The sequence below is a fragment of the Pseudomonas gregormendelii genome, from assembly GCF_017114825.1.
Lineage (GTDB): Bacteria > Pseudomonadota > Gammaproteobacteria > Pseudomonadales > Pseudomonadaceae > Aquipseudomonas > Aquipseudomonas gregormendelii.
In genome coordinates this window covers 70679-86611 of record NZ_JADEVO010000017.1, presented here as the reverse complement: position 1 = coordinate 86611, position 15933 = coordinate 70679, and the positions used below count along the sequence as shown (strand labels likewise).

General features: G+C 59.9%; 15 protein-coding genes. 10 read left to right on the top strand and 5 right to left on the bottom strand.

Translation table 11 applies throughout. The features are described from left to right. Positions 1-41: 41 nt before the first annotated feature. Complete coding sequence (locus tag IMW75_RS13915) at positions 42-854, top strand: TatD family hydrolase (protein ID WP_205892940.1); 813 nt, start codon at positions 42-44, stop codon at positions 852-854. Between the two features lie 144 nt (positions 855-998). On the opposite strand, the gene IMW75_RS13910 is transcribed toward IMW75_RS13915, so the two are convergent. Continuing rightward, positions 999-2228 carry an acyl-CoA dehydrogenase gene (locus IMW75_RS13910; RefSeq protein ID WP_205892939.1) on the bottom strand — a complete coding sequence of 410 codons (1230 nt, stop codon included), beginning with the start codon at positions 2226-2228 and terminating at the stop codon, positions 999-1001. Between the two features lie 175 nt (positions 2229-2403). Here IMW75_RS13910 and IMW75_RS13905 point away from each other — a divergent pair, with 175 nt between their 5' ends. The 7 genes from IMW75_RS13905 to IMW75_RS13875 all read left to right on the top strand — a co-directional run bounded on the left by IMW75_RS13905 (position 2404) and on the right by IMW75_RS13875 (position 11361). After that, positions 2404-3333, top strand: a complete 930-nt coding sequence (locus tag IMW75_RS13905) for a LysR family transcriptional regulator (protein ID WP_045060191.1) — start codon at positions 2404-2406, stop codon at positions 3331-3333. 70 nt (positions 3334-3403) lie between these two features. Continuing rightward, the gene (locus IMW75_RS13900) at positions 3404-3805 is read left to right on the top strand and encodes a MerR family transcriptional regulator (RefSeq protein ID WP_045060190.1); all 402 of its coding nucleotides are present in this window, start codon (positions 3404-3406) and stop codon (positions 3803-3805) included. A gap of 141 nt (positions 3806-3946) precedes the next feature. Beyond that, positions 3947-4846, top strand: coding sequence for a hydroxymethylglutaryl-CoA lyase (locus IMW75_RS13895; protein ID WP_205892938.1), 900 nt, complete (start codon positions 3947-3949; stop codon positions 4844-4846). Positions 4847-5694: 848 nt separating this feature from the next. After that, complete coding sequence (locus IMW75_RS13890) at positions 5695-6858, top strand: isovaleryl-CoA dehydrogenase (RefSeq protein ID WP_045060188.1); 1164 nt, start codon at positions 5695-5697, stop codon at positions 6856-6858. Positions 6859-6870: 12 nt separating this feature from the next. Further along, positions 6871-8478 carry a carboxyl transferase domain-containing protein gene (locus IMW75_RS13885; RefSeq protein WP_205892937.1) on the top strand — a complete coding sequence of 536 codons (1608 nt, stop codon included), beginning with the start codon at positions 6871-6873 and terminating at the stop codon, positions 8476-8478. 112 nt (positions 8479-8590) lie between these two features. Then, on the top strand, positions 8591-9406 hold the full coding sequence (locus IMW75_RS13880) for a gamma-carboxygeranoyl-CoA hydratase (RefSeq protein WP_045060186.1): 816 nt from the start codon (positions 8591-8593) through the stop codon (positions 9404-9406). After that, the gene (locus IMW75_RS13875; protein ID WP_205892936.1) at positions 9406-11361 is read left to right on the top strand and encodes an acetyl/propionyl/methylcrotonyl-CoA carboxylase subunit alpha; all 1956 of its coding nucleotides are present in this window, start codon (positions 9406-9408) and stop codon (positions 11359-11361) included. The genes IMW75_RS13880 and IMW75_RS13875 overlap by 1 nt, the downstream gene beginning before the upstream one ends. Before the next feature lie 39 nt (positions 11362-11400). Here the strand turns inward: IMW75_RS13875 and IMW75_RS13870 are convergent, their stop codons facing one another. Further along, on the bottom strand, positions 11401-12048 hold the full coding sequence (locus IMW75_RS13870; protein ID WP_045060184.1) for a LexA family transcriptional regulator: 648 nt from the start codon (positions 12046-12048) through the stop codon (positions 11401-11403). A 129-nt stretch (positions 12049-12177) separates the two neighbouring features. Here IMW75_RS13870 and IMW75_RS13865 point away from each other — a divergent pair, with 129 nt between their 5' ends. Further along, a complete protein-coding gene (locus tag IMW75_RS13865; protein ID WP_205892935.1) occupies positions 12178-12519 on the top strand; it encodes a DUF6124 family protein in 342 nt (113 codons plus the stop codon). 155 nt (positions 12520-12674) lie between these two features. Here IMW75_RS13865 and IMW75_RS13860 read toward each other — a convergent pair whose 3' ends face one another. Continuing rightward, positions 12675-12893: a hypothetical protein gene (locus IMW75_RS13860; protein WP_205892934.1), complete on the bottom strand. Its 219-nt coding sequence runs from the start codon at positions 12891-12893 to the stop codon at positions 12675-12677. Positions 12894-12987: 94 nt separating this feature from the next. Between IMW75_RS13860 and IMW75_RS13855 the strand changes: the two genes are divergently transcribed. Continuing rightward, positions 12988-14139 carry a M14 family metallopeptidase gene (locus IMW75_RS13855; protein WP_205892933.1) on the top strand — a complete coding sequence of 384 codons (1152 nt, stop codon included), beginning with the start codon at positions 12988-12990 and terminating at the stop codon, positions 14137-14139. A gap of 37 nt (positions 14140-14176) precedes the next feature. Here IMW75_RS13855 and IMW75_RS13850 read toward each other — a convergent pair whose 3' ends face one another. Both IMW75_RS13850 and IMW75_RS13845 read right to left on the bottom strand, forming a co-directional pair. Continuing rightward, complete coding sequence (locus IMW75_RS13850; protein WP_045060181.1) at positions 14177-14722, bottom strand: cytochrome b; 546 nt, start codon at positions 14720-14722, stop codon at positions 14177-14179. After that, positions 14719-15804, bottom strand: a complete 1086-nt coding sequence (locus IMW75_RS13845) for a catalase family peroxidase (protein WP_205892932.1) — start codon at positions 15802-15804, stop codon at positions 14719-14721. Before IMW75_RS13845 ends, IMW75_RS13850 begins: the two co-directional genes overlap by 4 nt. Between the last annotated feature and the right edge of the window lie 129 nt (positions 15805-15933).

The following is a 15933-nucleotide window of genomic DNA, read 5'->3' as shown; positions in this document are numbered from 1 at the left end:
AGCTCTGATATGCTTTCCGGCCTTTGGTCCGAGGTAGCACCATGCAACTCATCGATATCGGCGTCAACCTGACCAACCCCAGTTTTGCCGACAAGCACCAGGCGGTACTCGACCGTGCGTACGCCGCCGGCGTGTGCCAACTGGTCCTTACCGGCACCAGTGTCGAAGGCAGCGAACAGGCCTTGGAGCTGTGCCAGCAGCTGGACGAAAGCAACCAGCGGCTGTTTGCCACTGCCGGCATCCACCCGCATTCCGCCAGCGACTGGAACGCCGATAGCGCCCGGCGCCTGCGCAGTTTGCTCAAGGAACCCAACGTTGTCGCCGTGGGCGAATGCGGGCTGGACTTCAATCGCGACTTCTCGCCGCGCCCGCAACAGGAGAAGGTGCTGGAGGAGCACCTGGCCATGGCGGTCGAACTGCAATTGCCGGTGTTCCTGCACGAGCGCGATGCCAGCCAGCGCCTGCTGGACATCCTGCGCGACTATCGGGATCAGTTGCCGGCTGCCGTGGTGCATTGTTTTACCGGGGAAAAAAAGGCCTTGTTCAGCTACCTCGACCTGGACTTGCACATCGGCATTACCGGATGGATCTGCGACGAACGCCGGGGCACGCACCTGCACCCTCTGGTAAAGGAGATCAAACGCGGTCGATTGATGCTGGAGAGCGATGCGCCGTACCTGTTGCCCCGCAGCTTGCGGCCCAAACCGAAGAATGGCCGTAACGAACCCGCGTATCTGACGGAGGTGTTGCGTGAGGTGGCATTGCATCGGGGGGAAAGCGAGGAAGACCTGGCAGCACACACCACCGCGTGCGCCCGCACGTTCTACGGGCTGCCCGAGGTGGATACTCACTGAACTCGCCCTCTGTAGGAGCGAGCTTGCTCGCGATGAACTCAGAGGCGCCGCATTAACCAGCATTAACGCGTCTTCGTTGACGACCATCGCGAGCAAGCTCGCTCCTACAGTGAATCTCGTGGGGGGGTGATGCACCACGTTTGTTTAGTGGCCGCTGCGCAGCATTTCCTTCGGCACATACTTGCCGATCTCGAACTTGCCAATGGCGGCGCGGTGCACTTCGTCCGGGCCATCGGCCAGGCGCAAGGTGCGTTGCATCGCGTACATGTAGGCCAGCGGGAAATCGTTGGAAACCCCGGCGCCGCCGTGAATCTGAATCGCGCGGTCGATCACGCGCAAGGCCACGTTGGGAGCAACCACCTTGATCTGCGCGATCTCGCTCCTGGCCACCTTGTTACCGACGGTGTCCATCATGTAAGCGGCCTTCAAGGTCAGCAGGCGCGCCATGTCGATTTCCATACGCGAGTCGGCGATCTTGTCGATGTTACCGCCCAGGCGCGCCAGTGGCTTGCCGAACGCGGTACGGCTCACTGAACGTTTGCACATCAATTCCAGCGCACGTTCGGCCATGCCGATAGAACGCATGCAGTGGTGAATCCGCCCCGGGCCAAGGCGACCCTGGGCGATTTCAAACCCGCGGCCCTCGCCCAACAGGACGTTTTCAAACGGCACCCGGACATTTTCAAACAGCACTTCGGCGTGACCATGCGGTGCATCGTCGTAACCGAACACCGGCAGCGGACGCAGGATCTTCACGCCAGGGGCATCCACCGGCACCAGGATCATCGAGTGCTGGGCATGCCGCGGTGCGTCAGGATTGCTCAGGCCCATGAAGATCAGGATTTTGCAGCGCGGATCACAGGCGCCGGAGGTCCACCACTTTTTGCCATTGATGACCCACTCATCGCCGTCACGCACGGCGCGGGCGGCCATATTGGTAGCGTCGGAGGACGCCACGTCGGGCTCCGTCATGGCGAAGGCTGACCGAATTTCGCCACGCAACAGGGGCTCGAGCCAGCGCTGCTTCTGCTCATCGTTGGCGTAACGCACCAGCACTTCCATGTTGCCGGTGTCGGGAGCCGAGCAGTTGAAGGGCTCAGGGCCGAGCAAGGAGCGACCCATGATTTCCGCCAGCGGCGCGTATTCCAGGTTGGTCAGGCCGGCACCCAGCTCGGACTCGGGCAGAAACAGATTCCACAAGCCCTCGGCCTTGGCCTTGAGTTTGAGTTCTTCCATGATCGCGGTCGGCTGCCAGCGATCGCCTTCGGCGACCTGACGCTCGAACACGGCTTCAGCGGGATAAACGTAGGTGTCCATGAACGCGGTCACGCGCTCACGCAGTTCTTGCACCTTGGGCGAATAAGCGAAATCCATGGGCAGCTCTACCTTTTAACGGGGGTTTTAATAAGTTGTTCAGGTCATGGATTTGATGCTAGAACAGTGACGAAAATTTACCTAGCCTATTCTCGGCGTGTATTAACATTCATCACCGATATATGATCCACTGATCGCCAAGGCCACCGAGCCCACACAATAAGAGTGCAGCGCCATGAATCTGAGCAAGGTCGACCTCAACCTTTTCATCGTCTTTGACGCGATCTACACCGAAGCCAACCTGACTCGCGCCGGACAGATCGTTGGCATCACCCAGCCGGCGGTGTCGAACGCCCTCGCCCGCCTGCGCGAGACATTCAACGACCCGTTGTTCGTGCGCACCGCCCAGGGCATGGTCCCGACGCCCATGGCGCAGAACATCATCGGGCCGGTGCGCAATGCGCTCTCGCTGCTGCGTGTATCCGTTCAGGAAAGCCGCATATTCAACCCGCTGCAGGCAGTCAAGACGTATCGCATCAGCATGACCGACCTCACCGAGGCGGTGATCCTGCCCCCGCTGTTCCAGCGCCTGCGTCGCCTGGCGCCGACCGTGATCATCGAGAGCTTTCTGTCCAAGCGTCGCGAGACGACCAAGGAACTGGCGGCCGGGCGCCTCGACTTCGCCGTCGATGCCCCGCTCAATACCGATCCTCAGGTACGCCATGTCAAGTTGATGGAGGACCGCTACGTGTGCGCCATGCGCAGGGGGCATCCGCTGGCGAACAAGGAAAAATTCAGCCTCGATGACTACTTGTCCCTGACCCACATTCATATTTCCAGCCGGCGCAGTGGCCTGGGCCATGTCGACCTGGCGCTGGGCAAGATGGGCATCCAGCGCAAGATCGCCCTGCGCTCGCAGCATTACCTGATGGCGTCGCAAGTGCTGCAGCAGACGGATATGGTAATGACCGTGCCCGAGCGCTTTGCCCGTCGCAACGATCTGCATGCCTTCAGTTTACCGGTCAACGATGTGCCCCCGGTGGAGACCCACCTTTACTGGCACGAAAGCACTGACCAGGACCCGGCCAACCGCTGGATGCGCGAGCAGATGATCGAGTTGTGCCAGCAGGTGACGGCGCATGAGAAGAAACTGGATAAGGTGTAGGGCTTTTGCCCTTGACGTAAACGTCAACCTGCCTTTAGCTTAGCGCCATGACCCTTTTTCGAGCGCGCCCATGAGCAGCCTGACCTACAGCATCTCCGACCTCGCCCGCGAGCTGGACATTACCACCCGGGCGATCCGCTTCTATGAAGAACAAGGCCTGCTCAGCCCCGAGCGACGCGGCCAGGAACGCATCTATTCGCCCCGGGACAAGGTCAGCCTGAAGCTGATCTTGCGCGGCAAGCGCATCGGTTTTTCACTGGCCGAATGCCGCGAGCTGATCGAACTCTACGACCCTGCCGGGGGCAACCAGAAACAGTTGCAGACCATGTTGAACAAGATCGCCGAGCGTCGTGATCAACTGGAACAGCAGATGCTCGACATCGAGCAGATGAAGCTGGAACTGGACACGGCGCAGGAGCGCTGCACCCAGGCCCTGGAACAGACGATCAAGAGCCAGCAAGCACTTCAATAATCCCACACATCTCCCCTGCAGGAGCAAGCTTGCTTGCGATGGAGTCAAGGTCAACGCGTTTAATCAGGAAACCCGCGTTATCGCTAACGACCATCTCGAGCACGCTCGCTCCTGCAGGGCTATCAGCACAGGTCTATTCCCATGTCCCTTCCAACTCACGTGCGCCTGATCGAAGTGGGTCCCCGCGACGGTTTGCAAAATGAAGCCCAGCCCATCAGCGTCGCCGACAAGGTGCAACTGGTCGACGCGCTGAGCGCCGCTGGCCTTGGTTACATCGAGGTCGGCAGTTTCGTTTCGCCCAAATGGGTGCCGCAGATGGCAGGTTCGGCAGAAGTCTTTGCGCAGATCCAGCGCAAACCAGGCGTCACCTACGGCGCACTCGCCCCCAACCTGCGTGGGTTCGAAGACGCCATTGCTGCCGGGGTCAAGGAAGTTGCGGTGTTCGCCGCCGCCTCCGAAGCCTTCTCCCGGCGCAACATCAATTGCTCGATCAGCGATAGCCTGGAGCGCTTCGTTCCCATCATGGACGCAGCCCGACAACACGGGATAACGGTGCGCGGTTACGTGTCCTGTGTGCTGGGCTGCCCCTACGAAGGAGATGTAGCACCCGAGCAAGTCGCACGGGTTGCTCGCGAGCTGTACGCGATGGGCTGTTACGAGGTCTCCCTGGGCGACACCATTGGTACCGGCACCGCAGGCGCCACTCGCAGGATGTTCGAAGTGGTTTCGGCCGATGTCCCTCGAGACAAACTCGCCGGGCATTTCCATGACACCTACGGGCAGGCCATGGCCAATATCTACGCCAGCCTGCTGGAAGGCGTCTCGACCTTCGACAGCTCCATCGCCGGCCTCGGCGGCTGCCCCTATGCCAAAGGCGCCAGCGGTAACGTGGCTACCGAGGATGTGGTCTACCTGCTTAACGGCCTGGGCATACACACCGGTATTGACCTGGACGCCTTGATTCTGGCAGGCCAGCAGATCTGTACCGTGTTGGGCCGCCCTACCGGATCGCGGGTTGCCAAGGCACGCAGTGCACAGTGAGCGAGCGGTTGTGTCGGGGTGTTACCGCCAGCCGTGAAATGTGGGCGCAATCGAGTAACACGGAAACAGATTATGAGAGTCAGAGCCTTCGGCAAAAACCAGTCAAATCATAAGTATCTGTTTTTAAAGCTTTTTTAAAAGTTGGCACGGCTCCTGCTATCTCTTTGGCATAACAAGAATAAAAAGCAGCAAACCAATAAAAATAAGACGTAACGACTCTGACATAACAAGAACAACACGGCAGAGACGCAGCTAACAGATTTTTTTGGAGAAGGTGTGCTTTTCAGGGTGCTTTTCGGAGTAACCCGCAACCGGGCAGAGAACAATAAAACTACCTTCAGGTAGCTCCCGAACTGGTTGGATCGCTTGGCGAAAAAGCAGATCAGCGCTCAAAAAAATACGTTTGCTCTTGATCCCGGATGGGGATCGACAAAAACAGCGGTAAAGGGTCACGGTTACCAAAAACAACAACAGACCGCCCCTCAATAATAAAAAAAGAGCACGCGCAACGACAAATTAAAGGGGAGCTTCGGCTCCCCTTTGTGCTGTCTGGGATTCGGGTTTTCGACATCACCACCACCAACAATGAATTTACCCTGTGGGAGTAACAGTCTTCCCCCTGCCACATCAGTATCGAATGTGCAGACGCCATCGCGGGCAAGCCCGGCTCCCACAATCGTCATCTCCCGAGAAGGGTCCGCTTTCTATCCTCATCCGCCCTACTGCCGCCCAAGTTGACGTTAACGTAAAGGGTGATTGACAGCGCTTCGTCACAGGCTTACGTTAACGTAAAGGTGAGAGCTGCAGCACCGCCCTCCCCACCCAACAAAAAAGCCAAAAGGTGTCCCATGAGCTACCCATCCCTGAACTTTGCCCTCGGTGAAACCATCGACATGCTGCGTGATTCGGTTCAGTCCTTTGTTGCCAGCGAGATCGCCCCGCGCGCCGCCCAGATCGACATCGACAACCTGTTTCCAGCAGACCTGTGGCGCAAGTTCGGCGACATGGGCCTTTTAGGCATCACTGTCAGCGAAGAATACGGTGGCGCTGGCCTGGGTTACCTGGCGCACGTGGTGGCCATGGAAGAAATCAGCCGCGGCTCGGCTTCAGTTGCGCTGTCCTACGGCGCGCACTCCAACCTCTGCGTCAACCAGATCAACCGCAACGGCAATCATGAGCAGAAGACCAGGTACCTGCCCAAGCTGATCAGCGGCGAGCACATCGGCGCCCTCGCCATGAGCGAACCGAACGCCGGGTCCGACGTCGTATCGATGAAACTGCGCGCCGACAAGCGTGGTGATCGCTACGTGCTCAATGGCAGCAAGACCTGGATTACCAACGGCCCCGACGCCAACACCTACGTGATCTACGCCAAGACCGACCTGGAAAAAGGCCCTCACGGCATTACTGCTTTCATCGTCGAACGCGACTCGAAAGGCTTCAGCCGCAGCAACAAGTTTGACAAGCTCGGCATGCGTGGCTCGAACACCTGCGAGCTGTTTTTTGATGACGTCGAGGTGCCGGAAGAAAACATCCTGGGCGTACTCAATGGCGGCGTGAAAGTATTGATGAGCGGTCTCGACTACGAGCGCGTTGTGCTGTCCGGCGGCCCGACCGGCATCATGCAGGCCTGCATGGACCTAATCGTTCCCTACATCCATGACCGCAAGCAATTTGGCCAGAGCATCGGCGAGTTCCAGCTGATCCAGGGCAAGGTCGCCGACATGTACACCCAACTCAATGCCAGCCGAGCCTATCTGTACGCAGTGGCCCAGGCCTGCGAGCGCGGCGAGACCACGCGCAAGGACGCCGCCGGCGTCATCCTGTACAGCGCCGAACGCGCCACGCAAATGGCCCTCGACGCGATTCAGATTCTTGGTGGAAACGGCTACATCAATGAATTCCCCGCGGGCCGTCTGTTGCGTGACGCCAAGCTCTACGAAATCGGCGCGGGTACCAGTGAAATTCGTCGCATGCTCATCGGTCGTGAATTGTTTAACGAAACCCGCTAACCGGAGTTGTCCATGGCTATCCTGCATACCCTGCTCAACCCCCGCTCGGCGGAGTTCGCGGCCAACAGCGCGGCGATGCGCAAACAGGTCGACGCCCTGCACACCCTGCTCGCCCAGGTGCAGCAAGGTGGCGGCCCCAAAGCGCAAGAGCGACACACATCAAGGGGCAAGTTACTGCCTCGTGAGCGCATCAACCGGCTGCTCGATCCCGGTTCGCCCTTCCTGGAAATCAGCCAGCTGGCAGCCTACGAGGTGTACGGTGAGGATGTTCCGGCGGCTGGCGTGATCGCCGGAATTGGCCGCGTGGAAGGCGTCGAATGCATGATCGTCGCCAACGATGCCACGGTAAAAGGTGGCTCGTACTACCCACTGACCGTGAAAAAACACCTGCGCGCCCAGACCATCGCCCAGCAAAATCGCCTGCCTTGCATTTACCTGGTGGACTCCGGTGGCGCGAACTTGCCACGCCAGGATGAAGTGTTCCCGGACCGCGAGCACTTTGGCCGAATCTTCTTCAACCAGGCCAACATGAGTGCCATGGGCATTCCGCAGATCGCCGTGGTCATGGGCTCCTGCACCGCTGGCGGCGCCTATGTTCCGGCCATGGCAGACGAGGCAATCATGGTGCGCAACCAGGCGACCATCTTCCTTGCCGGCCCGCCTTTGGTGAAAGCCGCGACGGGTGAAGTGGTCAGCGCCGAAGACCTTGGTGGCGCCGATGTGCACTGCAAGGTTTCCGGTGTCGCCGATCATTACGCCGAGAGCGACGAGCACGCCTTGGCCATTGCCCGGCGCAGCATTGCCAACCTTAACTGGCGCAAGCTCGGCGAAGTGCAGCAACGCACCCCGATCGCCCCGCTGTATGGCAGCGATGAGCTCTACGGCGTTGTATCGGCTGACGCCAAGCAACCTTTTGATGTGCGTGAAGTCATCGCACGGCTGGTGGACGGCTCGGTGTTCGACGAGTTCAAGGCGTTGTTCGGCACGACGCTGGTCTGCGGTTTTGCCTACCTGCACGGTTATCCGATCGCGATTCTCGCCAACAACGGCATTCTGTTCGCCGAAGCCGCGCAGAAAGGCGCGCACTTCATCGAACTGGCCTGTCAACGCGGCATCCCATTGCTGTTCCTGCAGAACATCACCGGCTTCATGGTTGGCCAGAAATACGAAGCCGGAGGCATCGCCAAGCACGGTGCCAAACTGGTGACCGCCGTGGCGTGCGCCAAGGTGCCAAAGTTCACCGTGATCATTGGCGGCAGCTTCGGCGCCGGCAACTACGGCATGTGCGGACGCGCCTACGACCCACGCTTCCTGTGGATGTGGCCAAATGCGCGGATTGGCGTGATGGGTGCCGAGCAGGCTGCCGGCGTGCTGGTGCAAGTCAAGCGCGAGCAGGCCGAGCGCGGTGGCCTGAGCTTCAGCGCCGAGCAGGAAACCGAGATCAAGCAACCTATCCTCGATCAGTACGAACAGCAGGGACATCCCTACTACTCCAGCGCCCGGCTGTGGGACGACGGCGTCATCGACCCCGCGCAGACCCGCGATGTGTTGGCCCTGGCCTTGTCGGCCGCGCTGAACGCGCCAGTAGAACAGAGCCGTTTCGGCGTATTCCGGATGTGATTTTCTGTGTGAGCGGGCTTGCTGGCGAAGGATTCACCGCGGTCTTCCATGTACCGCGCTATCGTTCTTCGCCAGCAAGCCCGCTCACACATGAGTTGTGGAGACAGACAAAATGAGCGACTTCAACACCCTCCAATTGCACACCGACCCCCGGGGTTTCGCGACCTTGTGGCTCGCTCGCGAAGACAAGAACAACGCCTTCAACGCGCAGATGATCCGCGAGCTGATCATCGCCCTGGATAAGGTTTCGGCCGATACCAGCCTCAGATTCCTGCTGTTGCGCGGCCGCGGCAAGCATTTCAGCGCCGGCGCCGACCTGGCCTGGATGCAGCAGTCCGCCGAACTGGATTACCACACCAATCTCGACGATGCCCGCGAGTTGGCCGAGTTGATGTACAACCTCGCCAAACTGAAAATCCCCACCCTGGCCGTAGTGCAAGGGGCGGCGTTTGGGGGAGCACTGGGTTTGATCAGCTGCTGTGATATGGCCATTGGTGCCGATGACGCGCAATTGTGCCTGTCGGAAGTGCGCATCGGCCTGGCGCCTGCCGTGATCAGTCCGTTCGTGGTGCAAGCGATCGGCGAACGCGCAGCGCGTCGCTACGCCCTGACGGCCGAGCGGTTCAACGGCCAGCGGGCACGGGAGATCGGCTTATTGTCAGAAAGCTACCCGCTGGCAGAGCTGGAATCGAAGGTCGAGCAGTGGATCGACAATTTACTGCTTAACAGCCCCGCCGCCATGCGCGCCAGCAAGGATTTACTGCGCGAAGTGGGGAACGGCGCGCTGACACCGGCGCTGCGGCGCTACACAGAGAATGCTATTGCGCGGATCCGCGTCAGCCCTGAAGGCCAGGAAGGCTTGCGTGCCTTCCTGCAAAAACGCCCGGCGAACTGGCTCGCCACCCCAAACACGAAGGAGCCGCGTTGATGAGCACGCCCGTCATTACCACTTTACTGGTGGCCAACCGCGGCGAAATCGCCTGCCGGGTGTTGCGCACCGCCAAGGCCCTGGGCCTGACCACCGTGGCCGTGCACAGCGCCACTGATCGTGAGGCCAGGCACAGCCGCGAGGCCGATATCCGGGTGGACCTGGGTGGCAGCAAAGCCGCCGACAGCTACCTGCAGATCGACAAACTGATTGCTGCTGCACTGGCCAGTGGTGCCCAGGCGATTCATCCGGGGTATGGTTTCCTGTCCGAGAACGCCGGATTTGCCCGGGCCATCGAGAATGCCGGCTTGATCTTCCTCGGCCCTCCCGCCTCGGCGATCGATGCAATGGGCAGCAAATCCGCCGCCAAGGCGTTGATGGAAACCGCCGGCGTGCCACTGGTGCCTGGTTATCACGGCGAAGCCCAGGACCTGGAAACCTTCCGCACAGCCTGTGAACGCATCGGTTATCCAGTGCTGCTCAAGGCCACGGCAGGCGGCGGCGGTAAAGGCATGAAAGTGGTCGAGGATGTCAGCCAACTGGCCGAAGCCCTGGCCTCGGCGCAGCGTGAAGCCCAATCGTCATTTGGCGACTCACGCATGCTGGTAGAAAAATACCTGCTCAAACCGCGGCACGTGGAGATCCAGGTCTTTGCCGATCAGCAGGGCAATTGCCTGTACCTCAATGAGCGCGACTGCTCGATCCAGCGTCGCCACCAGAAGGTTGTTGAAGAAGCCCCTGCTCCAGGCCTGAGCGCGCAATTGCGCCGCGCCATGGGCGAAGCCGCCGTACGCTCGGCACAGGCCATTGGCTACGTCGGAGCCGGTACGGTGGAGTTCCTGCTGGACTCTCGAGGCGAGTTCTTCTTCATGGAGATGAATACTCGTCTGCAGGTCGAGCACCCGGTGACCGAAGCCATTACCGGGCTCGACCTGGTCGCCTGGCAAATCCGCGTGGCCCGGGGTGAAACCCTGCCGATGACCCAGGAGCAGGTGCCCCTGATCGGACACGCCATTGAAGTCAGGTTGTACGCCGAAGACCCTGGTAATGACTTCCTGCCAGCGACCGGACGTCTGGAGTTGTATCGCGAGTCGGCGCCCGGCGACGGACGTCGAGTCGACAGCGGCGTGGAAGAAGGTGATGAGATCTCGCCGTTCTACGACCCGATGCTGGGCAAGCTGATTGCCTGGGGCGAAGACCGCGAACAGGCGCGGCTACGCCTGCTGGGCATGCTCGACGAGTTCGCGATTGGTGGCCTCAGGACCAACATCAACTTCCTGCGCCGGATCATCGGCCATCCAGCTTTTGCCGCCGCAGAACTGGATACCGGGTTCATCCCGCGATACCAGGAGCAGTTGCTGCCAAAACCGGCAGAGCTGGGTGAGGATTTCTGGCAAGCCGCTGGCCAGGCATTTGCCCAAAGTCAAACCACCGCGCCGCGCACTGACGACCTGGCGTCGCCTTGGGCGAGCGGCAACGGTTTTCGTACCGGGCTGCCAACGCAGATCAGCCTGCACCTGAGCTGCGAAGGCCAGGACCGTGCTCTTACGCTGGGCGCAGTCGATGCAAGCACAGCACAGCTCAAGGGCGAGCAACTGCTGACCGAGCAAGAAGGCCTGCGCCGACAGCACCGGGTCATTCGCCGCGACGGCGTGGTCTATCTGCAATGGGATGGGGAGCTTCGCCGCATCGAATCCTACGACCCGATCAGTGCCGTGGAAGCCAGTCATAGTCATCAGGGCGGCCTGACCGCACCCATGAACGGCAGTATCGTGCGGGTCCTGGTAGAGGTCGGGCAATCGGTTGAAGCCGGCGCGCAGCTGGTAGTGCTGGAAGCCATGAAAATGGAACACAGCATTCGTGCGCCGCACGCGGGAGTGATCAAGGCGCTGTACTACCAGGAAGGCGAAATGGTCAGTGAAGGCAGCGCGCTGGTCGAGCTGCAAGAGGCTTGAAACAAGGAACGGTCCTACCCCCTGGCAGGGCCGATCTGATCAGAACTTGGCGGTGGCCTGTACGACCACGCCGATGATTCGGCAGTCGGCAGTGTACAAAGCCTTCGGATAAGTAGGGTTGAGCGGGACCAGGTAACGTTGGCCGCCCTCCTCGATCAATTTGCGGAAAGTGGCTGCGGCGCTGCCGGGCCATTGGGCAATCACCAGCTTGCCGGGCAGCACCTCAACCTCCGGATCGACCAGGATCAGCATGTCGTGGGCAATGCTCGGCCCACTGGGCGCGTTCATCGCATCACCCTCTACCTTGAGCCAGAACGCGCCGCCACGAGCGTGGTAGTCGGACAGCTCGAACTGCGTCGCACCGTACACCGGCAACTCCCCATCGCGCAGCTGCTGTGCGTCTTGCCAATCACTGATCGGGTAGCGAAATGAAGGGTTATAGCGCTGCGCCAAGGGAGGATTATCTTCCTCGTAAGCCTCGACCTCCCGGAGCACCATTGCCACTTCGAGGAAATCCAGGCCCAAGGCTTGCAGCACACGGTTCATGTCGTCGACAGCAGGCTGACGTCGTTTATTCAGCCAGTGTCCAACACCACCCTGCGACATCCCAAGACGATCTGCGAGTATCTCCTGAGTGATATTGAGCTCACTCATCTTGGCCTTGACCAATTCAATCCATTTATCCATGTCGGCACGATACGCGGGCTCCTATCCGCGCTCAAAACACAATCTGTATTATTTAATTGGTCGAAACAAATACGTTTTGTACTAATCTGGTTTTACGGATTTGACCATAAAAAAGGAGTTTACGTCACCATGGCAATCACCAGCACCGACCTGCCCGACGAGCCAATGGATACCACCCTCAACTCGCCACAGGGCTTCGCTGCCGCACAGCGCGCGCTCGATCATTACTTGAAACCAGCCGTGTCAGCAGAGCCCGAACAACCGCGCTTTTTTGCTGTAAACAAGAACGTCAGCAGCGAGGAGGCACTTGTACATGCCTCTGACCTGATGCGGTGCGCGGCCTCCGTTGCCTATGAGTCGGCCAGTAACCTTCGAGGCGCCAGCCGGGACCTGACGCTGTCGACGGTGCACCTGATCGATATGGCCAGGGCCATGGTGGATCGGTCGCTTGACGAAGGTAAGAAGGGCTGAAACGAAGGCACCAGGAAAGAATTTCCCTGGCGAACAGCGAAAAGCGTTTGACTTGCAAACGAGAATGATTATTATTGCATCATCTGGTCGCGAGATCAGTCGATGGACCAAGAGACCTTAGGTCGGTCTCCTGGACTATCTCCTCATCAGGCTAATCACGGTTTTTGACCCGGCTTTTTGCCGGGTCTTTTTTTGCCAGTTATTCTGGCTTTTGGCTTCAGGCTAATGAAGTCTTCAGGCACTGCAAATTCGATGGCGCGGATGATATCAAAAGAATGTTCCTTGGCAAGGGAGGCCCGGTAACATTGGGCCAAACTATTGATAAATAGCACTTGAGAATCAATCGCACAGTCTCTAAGCTGCGTCGGCGTCAAGGAGGACGCCCCCCAAATTCCTGGCAATTTCCCCGATTTTTCCCTTCCCTGCGTGTAAAGTAACAGCCATAAAAATCATATTCAGGAATCGACTATGACCGTGGCTAAATCCTCTTTCGACATCAGCGCAAATTTCGACAGCGGCAATATTGAAGTGATCGATATCAGCAATCCGCTGCAAGCGTTGCTGGCCATTCGACCCGATACCCGCAGCCCGCACTTCCAGTGGTTCCACTTCAAGGCCAGCGGCCTGCACGTGGGCCAGGAGCACTGGTTTCGCCTGAGTAACGCCAGCAAGTCCTCCTATAACAAGGCCTGGGACGGTTACCAGGCCGTTGCCTCGTATGACCACGTCAATTGGTTCCGGGTACCCACCATCTTCGAAGGCGACTGCCTGCGCTTCAGCCTGGAAGCCACTGCTACCCATGCCTGGTTCGCCTACTTCGAACCCTACAGTCGCGGGCGGCACGACTGGCTGATCGAGCAGGCGCTGACCAAGGCCGGCACCGAGCTGCTGGCTACCGGTAAAAGCGTCGAAGGCCGGGACATCCAGCTTCTGCGCAAAGGCACCGGAGCCGAGGGTCGACGCAAGGTGTGGATGATTGCCCAGCAGCACCCGGGCGAACATATGGCCGAATGGTTTATGGAAGGTGTGATTGAGCGCCTGGAAAAACACGACGACCCGGTCCTCAACAAACTACTGGCCAGTGCCGATCTGTACCTGGTGCCGAACATGAATCCGGACGGCGCCTTCCATGGCCACCTGCGCACCAATGCCATGGGCCAGGACCTGAACCGCGCCTGGCAGAACGCCAGCCAGGAAGTCAGCCCCGAAGTGCTGTTCGTGCAACAACGGATGGAACGCTACGGCGTTGACCTGTTCCTCGACATTCATGGCGACGAAGAGATTCCCTACGTGTTCACCGCCGGCTGCGAGGGCAACCCTGGTTACACCCCGCGGCTCGCCAAACTCGAAGAGCAATTTCGCAGTCATTTGAAGCACCTTACCAAGGACTTCCAGACCAAGCACGGCTACACCCGCGATGAGCCGGGCAAAGCCAACATGACCCTGGCGTGCAACAGCGTCGGCGAGAAATTCGACTGCCTGTCGCTGACCCTGGAAATGCCCTTCAAGGACAACGACGACGCGCCGAACCCGCTGACGGGCTGGTCGGGCAAGCGCTCCAAACAGTTGGGCAAGGACGTGCTGACGACTGTTGCCGACATGGTTGACGTGTTGCGCTGATTGGCTATGGCCGCAGCTGCAGCTGCGGCCATCGAAGTCAGGCGCGGTCCTTGCCCCGCAGCATGCTGTCGAGCACCTCGTCACGGCGCACCCAGCCATGGAACAGCGCCGCCGCCAGGTGCAGCAACACGGTCAGGAACAGCAGGTAGGCCAGGTACCCGTGGGCCTTGCGCAAAATGGCAAATACCTGCGCGTTGGCCGGCACAATCGAAGGCAGCTGCAACGAACTGCTGAGCATTACCGGATCGCCCGCCGCCGAAATCATTGCCCACCCCAGTAGAGGCAGTACCAGCATCAATGCGTATAGCAGCAGGTGCGAGCCTTTGGCCGCGAGCACTTGCCATCCCGGCAAATCGGCAGGCAGTGGCGGCTGTCGAGTGGAGAAACGCACGACGATGCGCACGATCACCAACACCAGAATGGCGATGCCCAAGGGTTTGTGCAGGTGGATCAGCCACTCATGACGCTCGGACACCGAGGCAACCATGCCTGCCCCAATAAACAGCATGGCAATAACCATCAGTGCCATCAGCCAGTGCAGCAACCGCGCCAATGGCGCGAAGTGGTTCGGTTGAGTGCTCATTGGCGAGCCTCCTGTTGGGCGGCGGGCAACTGGCTGACTTCACTGGTACGACGCAAGTAGGAACTGGCATAACCGGCTGAACGAGCGGCGAGCAGTGGATCGCCCGAGCCCTCGATGCCGGCAGGTAGTACCAGCGGGTCATAGTTGATGTCCCGGCACTCGCCACTGAGTTGCGGCTGGACGTTTTCGAGCACCAGAGTCCCGGCATTTACCACCTTGCGCCCTTCGGGCCAGGCCTTGCTGGCATCGTCTATCGGATCACCGGGGTTGGCCAGGGTGATGTTCAGCTGCCAGCGCAACGGCCCGGCGCCCATTCGCTGGGCCAGGTCCTGCTCGAGAAAATCGGTGCCTTGCGGCGCCGTCGCACCGGGTGAATCCTGGGCAACCGGCACCATGCTCCAGCGCACCGCCTGGCGCTGACCGGCGGCGTTGACCAGGTAAAACGCGTTCACGCTGTTGTAGGTTTCAGTCACGTAGCTGGCCGAAGGCTTGGCGGTCTTGATCCACGCCAGAAACGGCGCTGCTTCCGGATGCGCGCCGAAGAATGCTGGTACCGCCGCAGGGTCGGGTTTCCCGGTGGCGGGTACGGGTGACTGGGCCTGCTGCAATTGATAGAAGGCTTCGGGGGTGCCAACCGGGAACACCGGCATGCTGTTCATCCCGGTGCGCCATTGTTGTCCATTGGCCTGGGTAAAGCGCAGCGCCATGCTGCGGATCGGCACGCTGCTGTCCGGTGCGTAGGGATTGCCAGCCGGCAGCGCGAACCGCCCGACCACCGGGGTGCGTGCTTCATTGAATACCTGGGCGCTGGAGTAGCTGCGCGCCTCTCCGCTGCTCTCGAAATGCCCGATCACGCAAACACCTTTGGAGTGGTTGCGCCGGTACCCCGGGTGCACGCCGTTGTTGGTTTCCAGCACGTTGATCAGTTTTTTCGGCGTCAGCCGCTGTGGGTCAAATGTGCCGTTGACGTAGGCAAAGGCCCCGGCAACGGCGGCGACCACCAAAGCGATACCGCCAAGGCGCAACACCAGGCTGGTGGCGCTCAGCGGTGGCCGGGTGGGCGGTGATGAGCGATCTACCATGAAAGACTCCAGGGCCTGTGGCCGCAAGTGAGAAGAATCAAGCAGACGAACCCCCGGACGGTTTATTCCATCACCGGGTGTTTATTTATTCGCGCGTGGAATAACCTCGAACGCCGAGCGTCTTCCTGG